We start from the raw sequence: 21,819 nt of genomic DNA, 5'->3' as shown, positions 1-21,819 counted from the left end.
CTGTTATTGATACGTTTGTTTCACCAATGCTGATTGCCCGCGATTCGTCGCGGGCTTTTTATTAGCCTAGGTTTACTAGGCTAGGTTTTGGGTAGTGAAAGGAGAGGGCCATGCCGCTGCTTCAAGAAAAGCTAAAAGCACCGCCGCTGCCACTGAGCGTCGTGGCAAGGCCGCGCCTGAACGATTTCTTCGCGTTGAACGAGCGGATACGCTTGCTGGTCGTGCAAGCGCCTTCGGGGTATGGCAAAACCACGCTGCTGGCTGAACGCCTACCCGCCCTGGAACAAGAGGCGGCCTGGCTGCGTTTGGATCAGCGCGATAACCAGCCCGAGCGCTTTTTGAGCTACTGGCAAGCGGCCATCCAGTCGCTGCTAGGCGACCATACGCCGCTGTCGCCTTTGGCCGAAGGGGCAGAGTGCGATGAGCAAGAGTGTGTTGAGCAGTTGGAGCGCTGGCTGGCCGAGCTGCCTGAACAGCGCGCAGCCTGCCGGTTGGTGGTGGATGAGTTTGAGCACCTTACCCATCCCGATATTTTAGCCGGGCTGGCCCACTGGCTACGCCACCAGCCACCCTGGCTGACCTTAACGCTGGCCAGCCGCTCCCGCCCTGCGTTGGGCCTTGCCAGCCTGCGGTTACGCGGCGAGCTTGAAGAGATCGACCTTAGCGCCCTGGCCTTCGATAGCGAAGAGGCGCAAACTCTCTGCGCCGAGCAGCTCAGTTTTCCGCCTACTCGGGTGAGCCTGGAGCGGGCGCTGCGTCGAAGCGGCGGCTGGGTGATGGCCCTGAACTGGCTGGTGGAGCGTACGACGACCCGCGCGGGATTCGATGCGCTGGTCGAGCGGCTAAACGGCGGTCATCCCGATTTCGTGGCGTGGTTCGATGAACGGCTGGCCGAGGCGCTGCCCCCTGAAGAGCGTGAACTCCTGCTGCAGCTTGGAGTGCTGGAGCGCTTTACCCCTGAATTGATGGCGCGCCTACTGGAGGGCGAGCGGCTTACCCAGCGGTTGGAAGCCTTTGAACAGGCGGGGCTATTTATCGAGCGGCCCGACCCTCACGCTCAGTGGTACCGCTTTCAACGGCTGTTTGGTGAGTACCTGCGCCACCGCCGTCACGAGCTAAGCTTGGCCACCCAGCGCACGCTGCACCAGCGGGCCAGCCAAGCCTGGCTAGCACTCAACGACCCGGTAATGGCGCTGCGACAAGCCATTTTGGCCGAATCGCCTGGCGATGTGGCTAGCCTGCTGGTTTCTCAAGGGCCTGCACTGCTTGCCAGCGGGGCCTACGCGCTGCTGGCTCAAGGGCTTGGGTTGCTGGGGGAGCCGCAAATCTCGACACGCCCAGAGCTGGTGCTGCTTTACGGCTGGGTATCCCACGCGCAGTTTCAGTTTGATATCACCGCACGGGTGATTAGCTGGATCGAAGCGCAGCTTGAGGTGCCCGAGTGGCAGGTGTTGAGCGCGGAGTTTGCCACCCTGCGTGCCCAGTTAGCGATCAATCAAGGCAACGCCGAGCGTGCCGCTCCGCTCGCCGAACAGGCGCTGGCCGTGCCCGCCCGCTATTTAGCCTCCACACCGCTGACCGCGACAGCCATTTTGAGCGAGGCGCGCTTTGTGCTGGGCTATCTGGATGAGTCGCTGCAGCGGGTGCGCGAGGTGGAGCGTCTGGCACGTCAGCGTGAGGATCATCAGCTGCTGCTGTGGTCGTTCTGCCATCAGTCGGAAACGCTGGTGGCCCAGGGGCGCTTGCAGGCTGCCTACGATATTCAAGAACGCGCCTTTGCCCACCTGGAGCGAGCAGAGCTTGAGCACCTGCCCGTGGCGGAATTTCTCTACCGGATTCGCAGCCAGGTGCTCTGGGAGTGGCACCGCCTGGATGAAGCCGAGCAGGCCGCGCTGAAAGGCATTGCCGTGCTGGATAACCAGGGCGAGCGCTGGACGCTGCAGTGCCATATTCAACTGGCCAAAATTGCCCAGAGTCGTGGCGATCAGGCCCAGTGCGCCGACCATATCCGGCGGTTGCGTAAAATCCTCGCCGAAGGCGATTACCATATCGACTGGGTGGCCAATGCCCACGCCACGCTGCTGGCCTGGTGGCACTCCACGCAAGACCTCGACGCGGTAGAGCGCTGGCGCCAAGAAGCGCCCGCTCCCGTTACCGAAGGGGCCACCAACCACTTTGCCCAATGCAACGTGCGCAACCACGCCCGAGCGCTCACGCTGTTGGGCCAGTGCGAGGAGGCCCGCACGCTTCTGGAAGCGCTCGAAGTGCATACTCAAAGACTAGGGCTGGTTACCGATGCCAACCGCAATCAGCTCTGCCTCGCGGCCGCTGCGTGGTCGGCTGGCCAGGAGACGCAAGCCCGCCACCACATGCATCAAGCGCTCAGCTTGGCTTCCCGTACCGCGCTGGTAGGCAGTTTTCTGCGCTTGGGGAAACCGCTTGGGGAACTGCTCAACGGCTTACTCGCCAGCGGCACGCTAGCGGCTTTAGAGCAGGCGAGGGCAGAGCGGCTGTTGGCGCTGGCGGGCCAACAGAAGGATTTCGGCTGCGCCCGACGCTTAATGCTGGATGAAACGGTCATCGCGGATATTGTCGCGAGGCCCGACGTGCCAGAGCTGATCCGCACCTCGCCGCTGACCCGCCGCGAATGGCAAATCCTGGGGCTGATTCACGCCGGGCTCTCCAACGAACAGATTGCCGAGCAGCTCTCGGTAGCACCGACCACCATCAAAACCCATATCCGCAGCCTCTACCAAAAGCAGAATATCCGCCGCCGGGACGAGGCCATTGCCCTGGCCGGACAGCTCTTGGCGCATATCCAGGGGGAGTAAGGCGCCGTGTGACCACTCCTCCCCGGGCCTACGCCTGGTATGCCCAGTGGGGGAGGATTCTATCGAGCGGCGTAGCCTGCATCATGCCGACTATGGGGCATCTCTCTATTCATCGAGATGCCGACGGCAATAACAAGGACAAGGATCATGATGCAGACACCTTCTACTTCTCACTACGTTGGCAGCCAGGGGGCAGACTGGTGGCGCGGCGCGGTGATTTACCAAATCTACCCGCGCAGCTTTATGGATAGTAACGGCGACGGCATTGGCGATTTGAAAGGGGTAATCGATAAGCTCGACTACATCGCCTCACTGAACGTCGATGCGATTTGGCTCTCGCCATTTTTTACCTCGCCGATGAAAGATTTCGGCTACGACATCAGCAACTACCGCGATGTCGACCCCATGTTCGGCACGCTGGAAGACTTCGACCGCCTGGTCGAAGCGGCCCACGCGCGGGGGCTGAAAGTGACGATCGATCAGGTGATGTCCCACACCTCCGACCAGCACGCGTGGTTCGAAGAGAGCCGCCAAAGCCGCGACAACCCCAAAGCCGACTGGTACGTATGGGCCGACCCCAAACCCGACGGCGCGCCGCCCACCAACTGGCAGTCGGTATTCGGCGGCAGCGCGTGGCAGTGGGATACCCGCCGCTGCCAGTACTATCTGCATAACTTCCTGGCCAGCCAGCCGGACCTTAACTTCCGCACCCCTGCGGTAGTCGACGCCATGCTGGAAGAGGTGCGCTTCTGGTTGGAGCGCGGCGTGGATGGCTTCCGGCTGGATGCGGTGAATTTCTGCACCCACGGCGAGTTAAAAGACAACCCGCCGCGCCAGGAAATTATCGAGAGCTTCCTGGGCGTTCGCCCTGATAACCCCTACGGCTATCAGCTCCACCAATACGACAAAACCCAGCCGGAAAATCTGCTGTTTCTGGAGCGGCTGCGGGCGCTGCTGGATGAGTACCCCGGCACCACCAGCGTGGGCGAAGTGGGCGACGATGACGCGCTCGGCGTGATGGCGGAGTACTCCCAGGGCGGCAAGCGGCTGCACATGTGCTACTCGTTCAACCTGCTGACCGATAAAGCCGACCCCGGCTATTTGCACGAAACGCTTACTGAAATGGAAGCGCGCATTGGCGATGGCTGGCCCTGCTGGGCGTTGGGAAATCACGACGTAACGCGGCTAGCAACTCGCTGGCAGGCGGAAGGGCAGCTGGAGAAGCTGCGCCTCTATTTGGTGTTCCTGTTCAGCCAGCGGGGCAGCGTATGCCTCTATCAGGGCGAAGAGCTGGGTCTGCCCGAGGCGGAGCTGACCTTCGAGCAGCTTGTCGATCCGGCGGGCATCACCTTCTGGCCTGCCTATAAAGGCCGCGATGGCTGCCGCACCCCGCACCCCTGGCAGGCGGACGCCCGCCATGCGGGCTTTAGCAGTGCTACTCCCTGGCTGCCGGTGCCCGATTCCCACGCAAGTTTGGCGGTGGACCAGCAAGAGCAGGATGCCGATTCGCTGCTCAATGCCTACCGAGCTTTTTTAGCCTTCCGCCGCACGCAGCCTGCGCTGGTTAAAGGCGACGTGCGCTATCACCCGGTACGCGACGAGGTGCTTTGCTTGGAGCGCACCTATCAGCAAACACGCCTGCTGGTGGCCCTGAACTTTAGCGATCAAACCGTGACCCGCCCGGCTCCCGAGGGTGCTGAAGCGCTGGGGGATGCGCCTAAGTGGCTAAACGGCGAGTGGCAAGCAGGTACGCTGACACTGCCGCCGTTTGGGGTGGCGATTGCCCGCTGCCCGCACACTCAGGAGGAAGCACCATGGGACGTTTAACCCTCAGCGGCATCGGTAAATCCTTCGATGGTGTCGAAATCTCACGAGATATCGACCTCACCATCGAAGACGGCGAGTTCGTCGTTTTCGTGGGCCCCTCCGGGTGCGGTAAATCCACGCTGCTACGCATGATTGCGGGCTTGGAGGACATCACCACTGGGGATATGCAGCTCGATGGTCAGCGTATCAACGAGATTCCGCCCCAGGAGCGGGACATCGGCATGGTGTTCCAATCCTACGCGCTCTATCCGCATATGAGCGTGGCCGAGAACATGGCGTTTGGCTTGAAGCTGGCACGCACCGACAAAGCAGAAATTCGCCGCCGCGTGGAGCACGCCGCCGAGATGCTGCACCTCACCGAGCTTCTGGAGCGCAAGCCCAAAGACCTCTCCGGCGGCCAGCGCCAGCGGGTCGCTATTGGCCGCACCCTGGTGAAAGAGCCCGCAGTGTTCCTGTTCGACGAGCCGCTTTCCAATCTGGATGCCGCGCTGCGCGTGGATATGCGGGTACAGATCGCCGCGCTGCACAAGCGCTTAAACGCCACCATGATCTACGTCACCCACGATCAGGTGGAGGCGATGACCCTGGCGGATCGTATCGTGCTGCTCTCCAAGGGGCGTATTGCCCAGGTAGGCGCGCCGCTGTCGCTGTATCACTTTCCCAATACCCTTGAGGTGGCGGAGTTTATCGGCTCGCCGCGTATCAATACGCTGCCGGTGACGGTGGTCGACCCCGGCGAGCGCCAAACCGTGGTGCGCCTGCACAGCGGTGAAACGCTGGCGGTGGCGGTGAGCGGTCATCAGCTCCAGGCAGGCGATAGGGCCACCCTGGGACTGCGTGCCGAAGACTTCGTGGCGGCTGAGCAAGCGGATGCAACGCTGAGCGCGACCCTGATGGTGGCCGAAAAGCTGGGCTATGAAACTCTGGCCCACTGGCAGGTAGAGGGCATTGAAGCGCCTTTAACCCAACGCCTGGATGGTTTAACCCGGCTTGAAGAAGGGCAAGCGTCACATCTGGGGTTGACAGGGCAGCGCTGCCATCTGTTTGACTCCAACGGCAACGCCTGCCCACGCCAAGTCACGGTGGATGGGGTGAGCCGATAATTTTTTAAATAATTAAACTTTTTTAAAAAAGAGTGCATCCAATCGGTCTCCTTGTGTGTATCCCCTATACAGCCGCTATTTAAAGCGGTTGATACAAAACCCAAGGAGACTGAAATGACCATCCAGCATACTCTCGCCGCTATCTTGATTGCATCCTTCAGTCACGTCGCGCTGGCTGACATGACGCCCGCCGACGTCAAAGTACCGGACGGCAACACCGTCGCTCTCGAATGCTGATTCGCCCAGCGATTCGCCTTCACCGCTATGTCTATTTCAAGCAGTTGCCGGACACCGACCAGGACGCGTAGACATACAGCCCCATCTCAACGCAGTTGGCTATCCTTACTGCCCCGACGATTGTAGCCACTATAAGCCGACTGCTTTTTGTCCAATTCACCTTGACACACCACACAGAGTCGAACGCCAGGAATAGCCTTGCGGCGTGCTTCGGGAATGGGGTCGCCACACTCCTCACAAAACTCAAGACTTTCGCCGCGGGGTAATTGGCTACGCGCACGCTGCACCGCATCCTCCAGCGTGCTCTCCATCTGCTCGTGTTCAGCGCCATCTTTCGCCCATCCACCCGCCATAATCGCGCTCCTCGCTTCAGCCATGAACAATCTTTCAACATAACAGTAACGAGAAGAACGCACCATCAGTCCAAAAACCTAACTCCTTGGGCCGCCAATGGGCTTCTTAGCATGAACGATCACGGCAGTAGTTACGACTGTAGTGCTAAAGATTACCTAACCCATAAAAAAACCGGCGCTGATGAGCGCCGGTCATGAGCAACATGCTCAAGCGAGGAAACAGCCTAGTAAGTTCCTGCTTAACCCTTCACACCCCCTGCGGTTAAACCGCCGATAATCCAGCGTTGGCAGATCAAAAACGCCACGGTAACCGGTAGGCCGGAGAGAACAGCAGCGGCGGCGAAGTTACCCCAGCGCTGGTTGTGGTCGGCTAGGTACTGCTGGGCACCCACGGCGAGCGTCAGCTTGTGCTCGTCGACCAATAGTACCGAGGCCATGGGGTACTCCATAATGCTCATCACAAACGCCAGAATGAACACCACCATCAAGATTGGGATAGAGAGCGGCAGCAGAATGTAGCGAAACGCTTGCCAAGTGCTGGCGCCATCCACCATGGCAGCTTCCTCAAGCGAGCCATCGATGGATTCGAAATAACCTTTGATCGTCCAGATATGTAGCGCTACCGCACCCAGCGAAGCCACAATCAGCGCGCCGTGCGTATTGATGCCCAGCCAACCGACGAACTGCCCCAGCCGGTCAAAGAGGGCATACAGTGCCACCAGCGAGAGCACCGCTGGGAACATCTGAAAAATCAGCATGCCTTTGAGCAGCGGCGCTTTGCCCTTGAAGTGCATGCGGGCAAACGCGTAGGCGCTGGTGGTAGCGAGCATGAGAATCAGCACCGAGGAGATCACCGCCACCTTGATGGAGTTCCACAGCCAGAGCAGCACGGGGAAGGGCGGCTGCACTACGGTGCCGTCTGGCCGCTCCCAAGGAATCCCCAGCGCCAGCGACCAGTGCTCCAGCGAGAAATTTTCTGGAATCAGGCTGCCGGTGGCAAAGTTGCCCTCGCGAAATGAAATCGAGATGACCAGCAGCAGCGGAAAGACAATCAGCGATACAAAGCAGATCAGCGCTAAGTGCGCTCCTAGGCGGCGCACACCAACGGAGCGGGGTTGAACCATGGCCATGTGTAACCTCCTATACCTTCACTTTGGAAAGGCGCAAATTGAGCAGCGACATGCCCGCCACCAGCAGGAAAATCAGTGTGGCAATGGCCGCCGCGAGGCCAAAGTTCTGCCCGGCATCCTGGAAGGCGATGCGGTAGGTGTAGCTCACCAGCAGGTCGGTGGTGCCCGCCGGGGTGCTGGCCCCCAGAATGTCCGGGTTGCCACCCGTGAGCAGCGCGATCAGCACGAAGTTATTAAAGTTGAACGCAAAGGCGGCAATCAGCAGCGGCGTGAGCGGCTTGATGATCAGCGGCAGGGTGATTTTGAACAGGTTGGTGAGCGGGCCACCGCCGTCTACCGCCGAGGCTTCGTATAAATCCTGGGGAATGGCCTGAATCAAGCCCATGCAGAGCAGTAGCATGTAGGGGTAGCCTAACCAGGTATTCACAATCAGCAGCATGCTGCGTGCCATCCACGGGTCGGTAAACCACTCGGGGCGCACCCCAAACAAGGTGTCCAGAATCATGTTCACTTCGCCAAAGTGCTGGTTGAACATGCCTTTGAAAATCAGAATCGAGATAAACGCTGGCACCGCATAGGGCAGAATCAGCAGCGTACGGTAAATGGCCTTGCCTTTGAGTTGATCCCACTGCAGCAGTGACGCCAGTACGAAACCGACAGCCAGGGTAAACACCACGGTGAGGGCGGCAAATACGAAGGTCCACACAAAAATCTGCATGAACGGGCCGCGAATGTCCGGGTCGGTGAAGATTTGCGTGTAGTTCGAGAAGCCCACGTTGACCGGCCAGCCGGGGGTGATTTGCTCGCCGTCGTCGGCGACGAAAAAGCCGATGGTGTGGTCCGGTGTCAGCACGCGGTCGTCTCGACGATCATATAGCGTGCCATCCTCCCGGGCCTCGTAGCGGTCGAGCATGGGCGCAAACTGGCGCAAGCCCGCCATACGCAGTTCGCTGCCGTCTGGAGTGACCAGCCGCAAGCCTTGTAGGGCATCCCGTGCCTGAATAACGGCCCGCATGCCCAGCGCTTCCTGTGCGGGTGGGGCATCGGTGGCCTGAACGCCAATCTGGCGGTTTTCCTGATTGGCCAAATTGAGTGGGGAAGACACGAACCGCTGGCCCTGAGGGCTCTCTAAATAGAGCCGTACCAAATCACCCTCGGGATAGAGCGCCAGATCAAAGGCGTTGCCTTCCGCTTGATAGGTTTGGCTCATGAGCTGGTCGCGTACCCGCTCTTCTGAGAGCAGGTTGGTAGAGCTGTAGTTACTAAAACTGATCCCGATGGTGTACAACAGCGGGAAAATGACGAACACGCCAAGTCCGGCAATCGCAGGAAAGATATAGCGATGGCTCATCAGCGTGCGCTTGGTGAAGACCACGCCCAGCGAGCCGCCAAGTACCAAAAACAGCAGAGCAAACATCCACTGGCCGTTCAAATGAAAGGCCAAGACTAACCAAAGTAGCGCAATCACCAAAACAGCAATCACGCCACGCATGGCCCAGCGTGTGTAGCGTTCAGTAAGATGGCGAGAGCGATGGCGGGGAAGGCCACGAGACGCGTTGGTGGTATACATGATGGCTTCCTGAAAGCTGCCCAGCGGCTAATGCCGCTGGGCAGATGAGCAAAAAAGAGAGGCTACTGACGCATGCGCCGTGCAGCGGCATCCAGCGCTTCCTGGGGCGATTGGCGCCCGCTGCCGATGTTTTGCAGCGCTGGCTCCATGGCGGCCCAGAACGCACCCATTTCAGGAATGTTGGGCATCGGCATGCCCACTTCGGCGTTTTTCAGCGTAGCGGCAATGTTGGGGTTATCCGCCAGCTCCGCCTGATAGTTGATATGGGCAACCGCACCCAGGGAACCATCGCTGTTGAAGGTGCGCATACCCTCTTCGCTGAGCAGGTAGTTCTCTAAAAACTCCACCGCCAGGAAGTCGTTGGGCGTGGCGGAGTTGATCATCGCGGCCGTCACGCCAAACATCGGTCGGGCGCGCTCGTCGCCTACCCGGGGCAGCAGCGCCACGCCATAATCGATGCCGCTGCGCTCCAGGTTGGGCCACGCCCAGGGGCCGCTGATCATGGTGGCGACTTCGCCCCGGTTGAAGCGAGTATCCATCAGGTTGTAGTCGGTGCCCCGGGGCACCACGCCGCTCTCGATCAGCTCCACCAGCAGCTCGGCCCCCTGTAGGGCACCGGCATTGTTGACCCCAATGTCGCTGACATCATAGCCGCTATCGGTTTGCTTGAACGGGTAGCCGCCGTTGGCGGCTAGCAGCGTCCAGCCGTAGTAGGGTTCGCTGTAATCGAACAGGATGGCTTTCTTGCCTTCTTGAGCCAGCGTGGCGTCCAGCTCCATCAGTTCGGCAAAGCTATCGGGGGGTGTTTCCACCAGCGCTTTGTTGTAAATCAGCCCAAGGGATTCCACGGAAATCGGGTAGGCATAGGTATCGCCGTTCCACAGCGCGGCTTCCCAGGTGAAGTCGTAGAACGCTTCACGGAAGCTGTCGCTGGGTGCAATCGGTTTGAGTAGGCCGCTCTGTGCCCATTCACCCATGCGGTCGTGGGCCCAAATCACGATATCCGGCCCTTGGCCGCTGCCTGCCGCCTGCTGGAAGCGGTCGGTCAGGTTGTCCGGAAACACGACTTCCACTTCGATGCCGGTCTCTTCTAAGAACTGGTCGGCGACCGCGCGGATGCCTTCCTGGCCTTTATTGTCGCCCATCCAGATGGTTAAACGGTCATCCTCAAAGGCGAAGGCGGGGAGTGTGGCGGTGGCTGCTAGCGTAGCGGCGAGCAGCGGCGTGAAAAATGGACGAACCATTGCCATGATGTGCATACCTCGTTGTGACGTTGTTGTTGTCGGGCACGTTCGTTGTTGGACGTGCTTTGTTCACTGCCAGCGTCTCTAATTCAGCGCAAGGCCACCTCCTCCTTGGGGGGAGGAGGGGTGGCGTATCCAAGGGGCGTAGAGTAAAGGTAGAAGCGTAGGCGGCCAGGGCGCGACATCGTCGTTGTAAAACTCACCGGAAAGGGCAGCAGGCGATAATATTTTGTAGTAAAATTACACGAATTATTGCGTATAGTGCCTCATATAAGATAGATTTTAGGTAATCTAACTACATTAGATGGCCTAATTATAAATAGGAGCTGAGATGAGCCAGTCACATGCCCCGCTGGGCGATCCGAATCACGCTATTGATTTAGCGCTTTTTGGGGCGCTAGGCGACCTTGCCATGCGCAAGCTGTTTCCTGCGCTGTATCATCTTGACCGCGAAGGCTTAATGCCCGAAAGCACGCGGATCATGGGGCTGGCGCGTCAGGAACACGACACTGCCGCGTTCCGTCAGCTGGTCAACGGCGCGCTGCAGAAGCGTCTGAAAAAAGAGGAGCAGGACAAGGCAAGCCTTGAACGCTTCCTGAACCGCTTAGAGTATCTCAAGCTCGACTTTGCCACCGCAGAGGGCTACGACGCCATTCGCCAGTGGCGCGAAGGCAGCAAGCGCCCAATGGTGGTCTACCTCTCCGTCGCCGCGCGTATTTATGGCGACATTTGCCGCAATCTCCAGGCCAGCAACAGCCTGGATGACGATACCCGCGTGGTAGTGGAAAAGCCGATTGGTTATGACTTGGCCTCTTCAGAAGAGATCAATGACGCCATCGGTGCCGTGTTCCCTGAATCACGCATTTACCGCATTGACCACTACCTGGGTAAAGAGACGGTTCAAAACCTGATCGCCCTGCGCTTTGCCAATCCGCTCTTCGGCACCCAGTGGAACCAGAACCATATCTCCCACGTCGAGATTACCGTCGCCGAAAAAGTGGGTATTGAAGGCCGCTGGGGCTACTTTGATGATGCGGGCCAGCTGCGCGATATGGTGCAGAATCACCTGCTGCAACTGCTCTGCCTGATTGCCATGGACCCGCCTTCCAACCTGGATGCCGATGCCATCCGTGACGAGAAGGTAAAAGTGCTCAAGGCGCTGAAGCCGTTTACCGGCGAAGCGCTGGGCCACGACGTGGTGCGTGGCCAGTACATTGCCGGTACCAGCGATGGCCAGGCCGTGCCGGGCTACCTGGAAGAAGAGGGCGCCAACACCCAGAGCCAGACCGAAACCTTCGTGGCCATGAAGACCGAAGTGTCCAACTGGCGCTGGGCTGGCGTGCCGTTCTATCTGCGCACCGGTAAACGGATGCCGGAGAAACTGTCGCAAATCGTCATTCATTTCCGTCAGCAACCGCACTACATCTTTGATCCGGACCAGCGCGGCATCGCCTCCAACAAGCTGATTATCCGCCTGCAGCCGGAAGAGGGCATTGCCCTTCAGGTGCTCACCAAGGATAGCGGCCTGGATAAAGGCATGCGCCTGCGCCCTGGCCCGCTGCACCTGGATTTCAACAGCGCCTTCCCGAAATCGCGTATCCCGGATGCCTACGAGCGTCTGCTGCTAGAAGTCATGAAAGGCCAGCAGTACTTGTTTGTGCGCCGGGATGAAGTGGAGCACGCGTGGCGCTGGTGCGACCAGCTCATCAGCGGCTGGAAAGCACGCGAAACCCCGCCGCGCCGCTACCCGGCAGGCTCTTGGGGGCCGGTCGCCTCTATTGCCATGATTACCCAGGATGGCCGCAGCTGGTACGAGGATTATTAACATGAGCGAAGCACGTCAAGCGCTAGCCGAGCAGCTAGCGGAAGCCGTCTATCAGGCGCTAGCCGATGACCTTGTCAACCAATCACGTGCGCTGCTGGTGGTCTCCGGTGGCTCAACGCCCGTGCCGTTTTTCAAGGCGCTGGCGCAAAAGCCGCTGGAGTGGGCGCGGGTAGATATCACCCTGGCCGACGAGCGCTGGGTAGATGAGCAAAGCAGCGACAGCAACGCCAAGCTGGTGCGCGAGAACCTGCTGCAGGGCCCGGCGGCGGCGGCTAACTTCGTGCCGCTCACCTCGGACGCTGGCACCCCGGAAGAGGGCGTGCCAGCGGTGGCAGAAGCAACGGCAGGACTTGCCTGGCCCGCGAGCGTCGTCATTTTAGGCATGGGCGGCGATGGCCACACGGCTTCGCTGTTCCCCGATAGCCAAGAGCTGGGCCTAGCGCTTTCTACCGATGAGCCGCTAGTGGCCGTGCGCACCCCCAGCCAGCCGCAGCCGCGTATTACCTTCTCGGCGGACCGCCTGCATCAGGCGAAGCGCCACATTCTACATATCACCGGCGACGATAAGCGTGCCGTATTGGCCAACGCCATGGGTGGTGACGATGTTCGCACGCTGCCGATTCGCGCGTTTCTATCTTGCCCGCTGGCGATCTACTGGGCGCCCTAATAAACCGCCTTCGCCAATAACAATTTGCTTGGAGACTCACTGATGACCATCGATAAACAGCTTCCCTCAACGCGCACCGCCGAGCTAGACAGCATCTGCCTAAAAGCCGAAGTGATCCCGGTGATCACCATCGAGCGCCTGGAAGACGCCGTGCCGCTGGGCCGAGCTCTGGTCGAAGGCGGCCTGACCGTGCTGGAAATTACCCTGCGTACCGACTGCGCCCTGGAAGCCATCAAGCGCATGAAAGAGGCGCTACCGGGTGCCAGCATTGGGGTCGGCACCGTGCTGACGCCCGCGCAATATCGCCAAGCCGAGCAAGTCGGCGCTGATTTCGTCGTTACGCCAGGTGCCACCGACGCGCTTTACCGCTACGGCGTAGAGAGCCCGGTGCCGATGCTGCCGGGCGTTTCTACCATTTCTGAGCTGATGACCGGCTGGCAGTACGGCTACCGCCGCTTCAAGTTCTTCCCCGCGGAATCCAGCGGCGGTGCCAAGGCGATCAAAGCGTTCGGCGCGCCAATTCCTGAAGCGCGTTTCTGCCCCACGGGCGGTATTACCGTTGATAACGCTGAATCTTACCTGTCACTACCCAACGTGATGTGTGTCGGCGGCTCTTGGCTGACGCCGAAAGCCATGGTCGATGCCGAAGATTGGGACGGCATTCGCGAACTGGCCCGCCAAGCAGCGGAGCGTTTCCACCACTAAACGGTTCCACCACTAAACGGTTCCACCACTTATGTAAAACACAGTACCGAGCACTCTCGTCACTTGCCTCACTGATGTCGGGTCGTGTGAGCAAGACGTTTGCCCGAGCATGTCGCCATGCTCGGGCTTTTTTACGTCTACACCTAAAGGGGATACTTCCGTTAGTTAATAGGCGTGATACGCTAACTTAAACGATTAAGTTGGCCGATTAAGTTAAGGTTTTAAGCATGACGTTAGCGGATTTTGAGCCTCAGCATCCTGCGCTGCATTTTACTCCCCCGATGGGGTGGATGAACGACCCCAACGGGCTGGTGTTTTTCGAGGGCGAGTACCATCTGTTTTATCAGTACCACCCGTTCAGCACCGTCTGGGGGCCGATGCACTGGGGACATGCGGTCAGTCGTGATCTGTGCCACTGGCAGCATTTACCCATTGCGCTGGCACCCAATGAAGAGGGTGCCTGCTTTTCGGGTAGCGCCGTGGTGGATGAGCACGATGTCACGGGGCTGTTTGACGGCCAGCCGGGGCTGCTGGCGTTTTACACCTGCCACCGGGTGCTCTCAGATGACCCAGAAGATTACCAGCAGTCCCAGTGCTTGGCGTATAGCCGCGACAGGGGCCGTACCTGGCAGCGCTACGAGGGGAGTCCGGTTCTGCCACCGCCTGGATTTAAAGATTTCCGCGACCCTAAAGTGGTTTGGCATGGCCCTAGCCAGCGCTGGGTAATGGCGCTGGCCTGTGGGCAGGAGATTCACTTCTATACCTCCCATAACCTGCTGGAGTGGCAGTTTGCCAGCGCCTTTGGCGAAGGCGAGGGCGCGCATACCCAGCACCCCTGGGAGTGTCCGGATCTGTTTGAGCTGCCGGTGGACGGCGCTGGGTCGGATGAGCCCGCCACGCGCTGGGTGCTGGTGGTGGGGATTGGCGCCACGCCGGATAACCCGTTTGGCTCGTTTACCCAGTACTTTATCGGCGAGTTTGACGGCCAGCGTTTCACCAATGACAACGCTGCCGACGTCGTGCTGATGATGGACGAAGGGCGGGATTTCTACGCGGTGCAGAGCTGGTCGAATACCCCCGGGCGGCAGCTTGCGCTGGCGTGGTTGAACAACTGGCAGTACGCCAATCATGCCCCCGAAACGGGCTGGCGGGGCACCATGAGCCTGCCGCGAGAGCTGACGCTGCGTGCGACTTCTCGTGGGGTGCGGTTACGACAGCGCTTTGCTCGCGAAGCAGCTCAAGCGCTCAGCGCCCCAAGCCACATATCGCCTCGCTCGCTTCAAACGGCAGGGGAGCACTGCATTGCTTTGCCAGAGGGCGCGGCGGTTTACGGCCAACTGACGCTGGTGCTTAAAGCAGGCACAAGGCTAGCGCTATCACTACAGCAGGGTTATCAGCAGCGGCTGTGGCTGACCGCAGGCGAATCAACAACGTCGCTACACTATGAGCGTCAAGGGAGTAACGGTCAGGCCACCTTTGATGAGCACTTTGCCTGCGACCACGCGGCGGGCAGCGTCGATGGGTTAACGGTGACGGTAACGTGGTGGTGCGATCACGGCACGCTGGAAATGTTGGTCGACGGGGCCACCGAACAGCGCAGCATCACTCAGGTTAGCTTTGTCGATCATCGCCGTCAGCCGGTGACGTTGGAAGTCGTCAGTGGGCGGGTGGAGGTGGCAGAAGGGGGCATCCAAAGCGCCGTCGAGTAGCGGCCTCGACGACGCTCAGTGCTAGCCTGCCGAGCTGCGCAGGGCTTCGATGTCGGCGTGGGTGGGCAGCGCGGCATACGCGCCGGGGCGGGTGACCGCGTGGGCACCGCAGCGGCAGGCAATGTCCACCGCGCGGGTGAGAAACGCGCTGTCCTGGTGCCAGCTCTCGCTGATGCCGTAGCTTGAAAGCTCCGCGAGCAGGCCGCCAATAAAGGCATCGCCACCGGCGGTGGTGTCCACCGCCGTGACGCTGGGTGGCGTCACGGTTTGGTCAATGCCGATGCCTTTGAGTACCACATTATTGGGGCCGTCGGTAATTACAATCACCTTCACCCCTGCGGCCATGCGCTCGGCGAGCCACGCTTCCTTTGGGTGGTCGCCACGCAGGTAGTCCAGCTCTTCGAGAGAGACTTTGACCAGCTCGGCGCTATCGACCAGCTCGGTGACCAGCCAAGGATCTGCCGCACCCTCTGCCCACAGGTTGTGGCGCAGGTTGGCGTCCACGCTCACAAGACAGCCCGCACGCTTGGCCATAGCGGCAATAGCGAGAGTGGTCTCGGCAATTTCGGGGTCGGTCAGGCTGTTGCTACACAGGTGAACGATGGCGGGCTGCTCGAACACGCCGTGGGGAAGGTTTTCCAAGCGGTAGAGCAGGTCGGCGGCCGGTGGGCGGTAGAAATCGAAGGTGCGCTCGCCACTGCTGTCGCGGGAGACAAACGCCAGCGCCGTGCGCGCTTCTTTGGTAAGCACGACGCCCTGGGTATCCACGCCGTGGCTTTTCAGCTCACGAATTAGAAAGTGCCCAAACGTATCATCACCCACCATGCCCAAAAACTGGCTGGGCACGTTGAGCCGTGCGCAGGCCACCGCCACGTTGGCGGGCGCGCCGCCAGCATAGGGGGTAAAGGTTTCCGGCCCTGTGTTATCGCCCAAGCGGCTAGAGAGCATATCAATCAAGGCTTCACCGAAAGCAATCACCGGTGTCATAGGTCTTTCCTTGTCATTATTGGCATCAATGTTGAGTGAGCGTACTAAGCGACGCAGTGGCCGCGGGCGGCCTCCAGCAGTTCATACCAAGTTTCTCTAGGCAGCGTTTCCGGGCCGTTCAGCATATCGGCAATACGCTCCGGTTTCACGCTGCCCACCACCGGTGCTGGGCGGCCGGGCAGGGTGCGCAGCCATGCCAGCGCCAGCGCGCCGGGGGTGCTGCTAAGCTCGCCTGCTAAACGGTTCAATACGCGGCTCACTTCACCCTGCATCAGTTGGCCGCCCGCCAGCGGAGACCACGCCATGGGCGCATGGCCATCGGCACCGAGGTCGTCAAAGCTGCCGTCAAACAACGGCGCGCTATGGGCAATGGAGAGTTCGATCTGGTTGGCCTGAAGCGGGTGGTACATATGGCGTTGCAGCCTGCGCCACTGACTGGGCAGATGGTTGGAAATCCCCGCCGCGCCGATTTTGCCTGCCTCTATGGCGTCATCCAGCGCACGGCCTGTTGCGGCGGCGTCCATCAGCAGGTCCGGGCGGTGAATCAGAAAGTGATCCAGACGCTCGACACCCAAGCGGCCCAGCGCATCGTCAATGGCGCGGCCCAAGTAGTCCGGGCTGGCATTGTAGTGCTTGACCTTGCCGGAACCGGGGGCCGGGTTGTCGTTGGCAATGCTGGCTTTGGTCACCACGTGGAGCCGCTTGGCCAGGGCCGGGCGGGCACGCAGCGCCTGGCCGAATAGCGTTTCGCAAGCTCCGTTGCCGTAAATGTCGGCATGGTCGAACCAGTGCAAGCCCTGCTCTAAGCGAGCTTCGATCCAGTCGGCCAAATGGCTCGCCTGGTGCATCTCTTGCGCTTCATGCAGGCGCATCATGCCGAGTACGAACGGCACGTCAAAGGTCACAGCAGCCATGGCGTATTTCCGTCAGTTTAAAAGACTTCTTCGTTATGCAGCGCTTCGGCGGCACCCAGCAGGCCGGTCCACGGGTGAGTCACAATCCTCACCGGGATGTCGGCGTTGTAAGCGCCCATGCGCCCTTTATTGACGAAACTTGCGCGCAGCTCACACTTGGGCAGCCAGTCCAACAGGCGGGGCAGAATACCGCCGCAGAGATACACGCCGCCGCGCGCACCCATGGTCAGGGTGGCATCGCCGCACACGTCGCCGAGAATTTTCAAAAAGCGCAGCAGGGTAGCCGTGGCCAGGGCATCGCCCTGGTTGGCCGCTTGTGTCACCTCGGCGGGGGTCTCGCAGCGCGGCGTTTGGCCTTCCAGGGTGCAGTGGGCTTGGTATAGCTCTAGCAGCCCCTGGCCGCACAGAATGCGCTCGACGCTCACCCGCTGGTGGCGCTGTAAGAACACGTCCAGCAGCGCGCGTTCGGTGGTGTCGGTAGGCGCAAAGGTGACGTGGCCGCCCTCGGTCGGCAGCGGAATCCAGGCGTGTTGGCCGGGGAACACCCCGGCAACGCCCAGGCCCGTACCGGGGCCGATGACCAAGCGGGTAGAGTGCGACTGGGCTTCCCCAGGCTGCACTTCCACCAGGTTATCTTCCCCTACGTGGGGTACGCCCAACGCCTGGGCGGTGAAGTCATTGATGACTTTGAACAGCGACAGATTCAGCGCCTGCTGAACGTCGCTTTTCATAAAGTCCCAATGGTTGTTGGTCATCTTTACCCGCTCGGCGTGCACCGGGCAGGCGAACGCCAAGCAGGCTTCTTGCGGGGCGTTATCGCCCGTTGCGCCTACCCGAGCGAGATAGTCCTGAATCGCTTCGATCACGCCGGGGTAATCGGCGCAGGGTAGGTTAAGAATGTCGTGGGGCGTGACCTCGCCCGGCGTGACCAACGCTAGGCGAGCATTCGTGCCGCCAATGTCCCCGATTAATGCCGGTCGCATCAGGCGTCCTCTTGAAAAATCTGACCTTCTTGACGAGCGAGATCGTCGGCTTCGAAGCCGCCCAACGAGCCTGCGCCTTCTTCGCCGCGCATTGCCAAGTGGCGGAAGCCCGAGAACAGCTCGCGGCCTAGGCCCACATGGTAGTGGTCTAGATTGGCAACGGCGAGTTCACGCTCGGCCCAGGTGGCGGCGTCTACTTTGGCTTCCAACGTGCCGGCGTTGGCATCCAGGCGTACCACGTCACCATCGCGCAGCTTGGCCAGCGGGCCGCCGTCCAGCGCTTCCGGGCTCATGTGGATGGAGGCGGGTACTTTGCCCGATGCGCCGGACATGCGGCCATCGGTGACGAGGGCAACTTTGAAGCCACGGTCCTGGAGTACGCCCAGGAAGGGGGTGAGTTTGTGCAGTTCGGGCATGCCGTTGGCTTTGGGGCCTTGGAAGCGAACCACCACAATGACGTCGCGGTCCAGGTCGCCCGACTCAAACGCCGCTTTCATTTCGTTCTGATCCTCGAAGATCTTCACCGGCGCTTCTACTACACGGTGCTCTTCGGCTACCGCCGAGACTTTGATGACGCCACGTCCCAGGTTGCCTTTCATCACGGTCAGGCCGCCGGTGGGGGCGAAGGGTGTAGCGACCGGGCGCAGCACTTCTTCGTCCAGGCTGTTTTCCGGGCCTTCGCGCCATACCACTTTGCCATCTTCCAGGAAGGGCTCTTGGGTGTAAGCGGTCAGGTCGGTGCCAAACACCGTGGGAATATCGCCGTGGAGCAGGCCCGCGCCCAGCAGTTCGCGGAACAGGTAGCTCATGCCGCCCGCGGCCTGGAAGTGGTTGATGTCTGCTTGGCCGTTCGGGTACACCTTCATCAGGCTGGGGGTGACCGCTGACAGATCGGTGAAGTCATCCCAGTTAAGGGTAATGCCCGCCGCGGCCGCCATAGCAATCAGGTGCATGGTATGGTTGGTCGAACCACCGGAGGCCAGCAGGCCGACCACGGCGTTGACGATGGCGCGCTCGTCGATCTGCTTATAGAACGGACGGTACTCGCCGCCGGGTTCGGTGTTGCGAATGGCCTGCTCGGTGGCGTAGCGGGTGAGCGCTTCGCGCATCTCGGTGCCTGGGTTGACGAACGAGGTGCCCGGCAGGTGCAGGCCCATCACTTCCATCATCAGCTGATTGGAGTTGGCGGTGCCGTAGAAGGTGCAGGTGCCGGGGCTGTGGTAAGAGTCGGACTCCGCCTGCAGCAGCTCCTCGCGGCCCACCTTGCCTTCGGCGTAGAGCTGGCGAATGCGCGCTTTCTCCTTGTTCGGCAAGCCGCTCGGCATCGGGCCTGCGGGTACGAACATGGCGGGCAAGTGACCAAAGCGCGCCGCGCCAATGAATAGTCCGGGAACGATTTTATCGCATACGCCGAGGTAAAGCGCGGCATCAAACATGTTGTGCGACAGGCCCACGGCGGTGGCCATGGCAATTACATCGCGGGAGAACAGCGAGAGTTCCATGCCCGGCTGGCCTTGGGTTACGCCATCGCACATGGCGGGTACGCCACCGGCAAACTGCGCGGTAGAACCCATGGCGCGGGCGGCCGCTTTGATGGTTTCCGGGAAGGTTTCGAACGGCTGGTGGGCCGAGAGCATGTCGTTGTACGAAGAAATAATCCCTAGGTTGGCGCTGTTCATCAGCTTCAGGGAGTCTTTCTCCTGGGCGCTACAGGCAGCAAAGCCGTGGGCCAGGTTGCCGCAGGAGAGCTCGGCACGATGCACGCCACGCTTGTGCTGGTCGGCCATGCGGCGCTCGTAGAGAGCGCGGCGCTCGGCAGAGCGTTCACGAATGCGTTGGGTAACCTTAGCAACCGTAGGATTGAGTGTGGCGGGTGTTGAACCAGGCATAGAGACCTCTGCATGTGTAGAGACGGTGAATCCAGATTTGTAGTTATTTTACATCTTATGGCGTCGATATAAGAGACTTTACGGCAATAAAAACGCTATTTATAGATTAAGTTGTAGTTTTATTACCCGAAAGGATGAGTCGGATGATCCCAGCGTCCAGCCCATGATAGCCAAAAAGCGCTCATGGGCCGAACGCGCCTGCTCAGGAGTCGACCTCGTCGCTGCTGATATGGAACAGCATGGCATACAGGGTGGGTACGGCAATCAGCGTCAGCAGCGAGGCAAACGCCAGGCCGCCCATGATGGTCACCGCCATGCTGTTGAAGAAGGCGTCGGCCAAAAGCGGCAGCATGCCGAGGATGGTGGTACCAGCGGCCAGGAAGACCGGCCGCAAGCGGCTGATGCTGGCGTCCACCAGAGCAGAAAAGCGCGCCTTGCCCTCCTTGATCTGCCCATCGATCTCGTCCACCAGCACGATGGCGTTTTTCATCAGCATGCCCGACAGGCTGAGCATGCCCAGCAGGGCGGTAAACGAGAAGGGCAGGCCGGTCACCAGCAGGCCAATCACCACGCCACACACCGACATGGGCACCACCAGCCAGATGATCAGCGGCTGCTTGAGCTTGCCAAACAGCAAAATCGAGGTCAGCAGCATCACCAGCAGGCTGATGGGCAACTGCTGGGCCAGCGCCTCCTGGGCATCGCCGGAATCCTCGTGTTCACCTCCCCAGCTCAGCTGGTAGCCCGGTGGCAGCGTCATGGCCTCGATCTCTTCGCGAATGCCGCCGAAGGTCTGGGCGGCGGTATAGCCCTCGGCGGGGTCGGCCCCGACGGTCAACGTGCGCACCCGGTTGCGGCGTTGAATCAGCGCTTCCTCGCTATCGGTATCGAAGGAGGAGACCACCTGACTGATGGGCACGAAGCGCTGCTGCGCGGCGCTCCACACGTTGCGGTTTTCCAGCAGTGCCACATCGTCCCGCTCGGCCGCCGGGGGGCGGGCGACGATGGGCAGCAGGTGCTCGCCTTCACGGTAGGTGCCTGCCCGAATGCCCGACGAGGCAAACTGTAGAGTCTGGGTGATGTCTTCACGACTGACCCCGGCAATGCGGGCGCGCTCCTCGTTGATGCGCGGGCGCACTACCAGCTCCTGCTGGCGCCAGTCGGTGCGCTGGTCGATCAGGTAGGGGCTGTCGGCCATGATGCGCTGGGCCTGGTCGGCCAGCGAGCGCAGCACTTCCGGGGAGGGCCCCTGAAAGCGCGCTTCGATGCCCGCGCCATCGCCCGGGCCGAACTGCAGCCGCTGGGTGCGTACCTGCGCGCTGGGAAACGCTTCGTTCAGCTCTCGGTAGAAGCGCTGGTCCAGCGCGGGAATGGCGTCCAGGTCTTCGGTGCGCACGATGAACTGGGCATAGGCGGTGTTGGGCTGCTCCGGGGCGTAGGTGAGCATGAAGCGGGTAGCGCCCTGGCCGATGAAGCTGGCCACCGATACCACGTCCTCCTGCTCCAGGATATACCCTGAATCCGTGAGACCGGCCCCCGGAAGCACTTCTAACCCACTGACCTGCATGGCAATATAGCCATTATCGCCATTCACCCAGACAGTGCCATGCCCAACATAAAGTTCCGCGCCAGTCGCCGCACCCTCACCAGCCACGCCGGGCTGTCCATCATCGGGCAATGCTTCGAGATCGCTGGCGTCGACAGCATCGACAGCCGCTTCCCCACCACGCTGGGCATGCGCACCAGTGACGTGATCAAGAGCTACCTGGGCCTGCTGTGTCTGGGCATGAGCGACTATGACGCTGTCGAGAACTTCCGCCGCGACAAGCCCTTCCAACAACTGCT

The 21,819-nt window shown here is 60.7% G+C and carries 17 protein-coding genes and 1 pseudogene; 9 read left to right on the top strand and 9 right to left on the bottom strand.

Annotated features, from left to right (window positions below):
* Positions 1-110 precede the first annotated feature (110 nt).
* The 4 genes from malT to BMY49_RS18005 all read left to right on the top strand — a co-directional run bounded on the left by malT (position 111) and on the right by BMY49_RS18005 (position 5,998).
* The gene (malT, locus tag BMY49_RS09585; RefSeq protein WP_089675458.1) at positions 111-2,831 is read left to right on the top strand and encodes an HTH-type transcriptional regulator MalT; all 2,721 of its coding nucleotides are present in this window, start codon (positions 111-113) and stop codon (positions 2,829-2,831) included.
* Between the two features lie 147 nt (positions 2,832-2,978).
* The gene (locus BMY49_RS09580) at positions 2,979-4,658 is read left to right on the top strand and encodes an alpha-amylase family glycosyl hydrolase (RefSeq protein ID WP_089675457.1); all 1,680 of its coding nucleotides are present in this window, start codon (positions 2,979-2,981) and stop codon (positions 4,656-4,658) included.
* Complete coding sequence (gene ugpC, locus BMY49_RS09575; RefSeq protein ID WP_044629375.1) at positions 4,646-5,761, top strand: sn-glycerol-3-phosphate ABC transporter ATP-binding protein UgpC; 1,116 nt, start codon at positions 4,646-4,648, stop codon at positions 5,759-5,761. Before BMY49_RS09580 ends, ugpC begins: the two co-directional genes overlap by 13 nt.
* Positions 5,762-5,875: 114 nt before the next feature.
* Positions 5,876-5,998, top strand: coding sequence for a hypothetical protein (locus tag BMY49_RS18005; protein WP_269473455.1), 123 nt, complete (start codon positions 5,876-5,878; stop codon positions 5,996-5,998).
* Positions 5,999-6,084: 86 nt separating this feature from the next.
* On the opposite strand, the gene BMY49_RS09565 is transcribed toward BMY49_RS18005, so the two are convergent.
* The 4 genes from BMY49_RS09565 to malE form a co-directional block, all read right to left on the bottom strand.
* Complete coding sequence (locus tag BMY49_RS09565; protein ID WP_044629374.1) at positions 6,085-6,351, bottom strand: DksA/TraR family C4-type zinc finger protein; 267 nt, start codon at positions 6,349-6,351, stop codon at positions 6,085-6,087.
* Between the two features lie 239 nt (positions 6,352-6,590).
* Entirely contained in the window at positions 6,591-7,481 is an 891-nt protein-coding gene (gene malG / locus BMY49_RS09560; protein ID WP_089675456.1) for a maltose ABC transporter permease MalG, read from the bottom strand.
* Between the two features lie 10 nt (positions 7,482-7,491).
* A complete protein-coding gene (malF, locus tag BMY49_RS09555; protein WP_089675455.1) occupies positions 7,492-9,051 on the bottom strand; it encodes a maltose ABC transporter permease MalF in 1,560 nt (519 codons plus the stop codon).
* A 62-nt stretch (positions 9,052-9,113) separates the two neighbouring features.
* Positions 9,114-10,301, bottom strand: a complete 1,188-nt coding sequence (gene malE, locus BMY49_RS09550; protein ID WP_089675468.1) for a maltose/maltodextrin ABC transporter substrate-binding protein MalE — start codon at positions 10,299-10,301, stop codon at positions 9,114-9,116.
* A gap of 325 nt (positions 10,302-10,626) precedes the next feature.
* On the opposite strand from malE, the gene zwf reads away from it, so the two are divergent.
* From zwf to BMY49_RS09530, 4 genes are all read left to right on the top strand, one after another.
* Positions 10,627-12,120: a glucose-6-phosphate dehydrogenase gene (gene zwf, locus BMY49_RS09545; RefSeq protein WP_074210719.1), complete on the top strand. Its 1,494-nt coding sequence runs from the start codon at positions 10,627-10,629 to the stop codon at positions 12,118-12,120.
* A gap of 1 nt (position 12,121) precedes the next feature.
* Positions 12,122-12,787, top strand: a complete 666-nt coding sequence (gene pgl, locus BMY49_RS09540) for a 6-phosphogluconolactonase (protein WP_044629370.1) — start codon at positions 12,122-12,124, stop codon at positions 12,785-12,787.
* Between the two features lie 42 nt (positions 12,788-12,829).
* Positions 12,830-13,492 carry a bifunctional 4-hydroxy-2-oxoglutarate aldolase/2-dehydro-3-deoxy-phosphogluconate aldolase gene (locus tag BMY49_RS09535; RefSeq protein ID WP_044629369.1) on the top strand — a complete coding sequence of 221 codons (663 nt, stop codon included), beginning with the start codon at positions 12,830-12,832 and terminating at the stop codon, positions 13,490-13,492.
* A 227-nt stretch (positions 13,493-13,719) separates the two neighbouring features.
* Positions 13,720-15,201, top strand: a complete 1,482-nt coding sequence (locus BMY49_RS09530) for a glycoside hydrolase family 32 protein (RefSeq protein ID WP_089675454.1) — start codon at positions 13,720-13,722, stop codon at positions 15,199-15,201.
* A 21-nt stretch (positions 15,202-15,222) separates the two neighbouring features.
* Here the strand turns inward: BMY49_RS09530 and BMY49_RS09525 are convergent, their stop codons facing one another.
* The 5 genes from BMY49_RS09525 to BMY49_RS09505 form a co-directional block, all read right to left on the bottom strand.
* Positions 15,223-16,188, bottom strand: coding sequence for a carbohydrate kinase family protein (locus BMY49_RS09525; RefSeq protein WP_089675453.1), 966 nt, complete (start codon positions 16,186-16,188; stop codon positions 15,223-15,225).
* A 44-nt stretch (positions 16,189-16,232) separates the two neighbouring features.
* Positions 16,233-17,102 (bottom strand): aldo/keto reductase, encoded by an 870-nt coding sequence (locus tag BMY49_RS09520; RefSeq protein WP_089675452.1) that lies wholly within the window; start codon positions 17,100-17,102, stop codon positions 16,233-16,235.
* 17 nt (positions 17,103-17,119) lie between these two features.
* Entirely contained in the window at positions 17,120-18,085 is a 966-nt protein-coding gene (glk, locus tag BMY49_RS09515) for a glucokinase (protein ID WP_044629365.1), read from the bottom strand.
* Positions 18,085-19,974, bottom strand: coding sequence for a phosphogluconate dehydratase (gene edd / locus BMY49_RS09510; protein WP_062374531.1), 1,890 nt, complete (start codon positions 19,972-19,974; stop codon positions 18,085-18,087). Before edd ends, glk begins: the two co-directional genes overlap by 1 nt.
* 202 nt (positions 19,975-20,176) lie before the next feature.
* On the bottom strand, positions 20,177-21,568 hold the full coding sequence (locus BMY49_RS09505) for an efflux RND transporter permease subunit (RefSeq protein WP_244154941.1): 1,392 nt from the start codon (positions 21,566-21,568) through the stop codon (positions 20,177-20,179).
* A gap of 12 nt (positions 21,569-21,580) precedes the next feature.
* Here BMY49_RS09505 and BMY49_RS09500 point away from each other — a divergent pair.
* Positions 21,581-21,819, top strand: a pseudogene (locus tag BMY49_RS09500) (IS1380 family transposase); the annotation flags it as partial.

It is taken from the genome of Vreelandella aquamarina (assembly GCF_900110265.1).
GTDB lineage: Bacteria > Pseudomonadota > Gammaproteobacteria > Pseudomonadales > Halomonadaceae > Vreelandella > Vreelandella aquamarina.
Note: the sequence above shows the minus strand (reverse complement) of the source record. Positions and strands in the feature narration are given on the sequence as shown.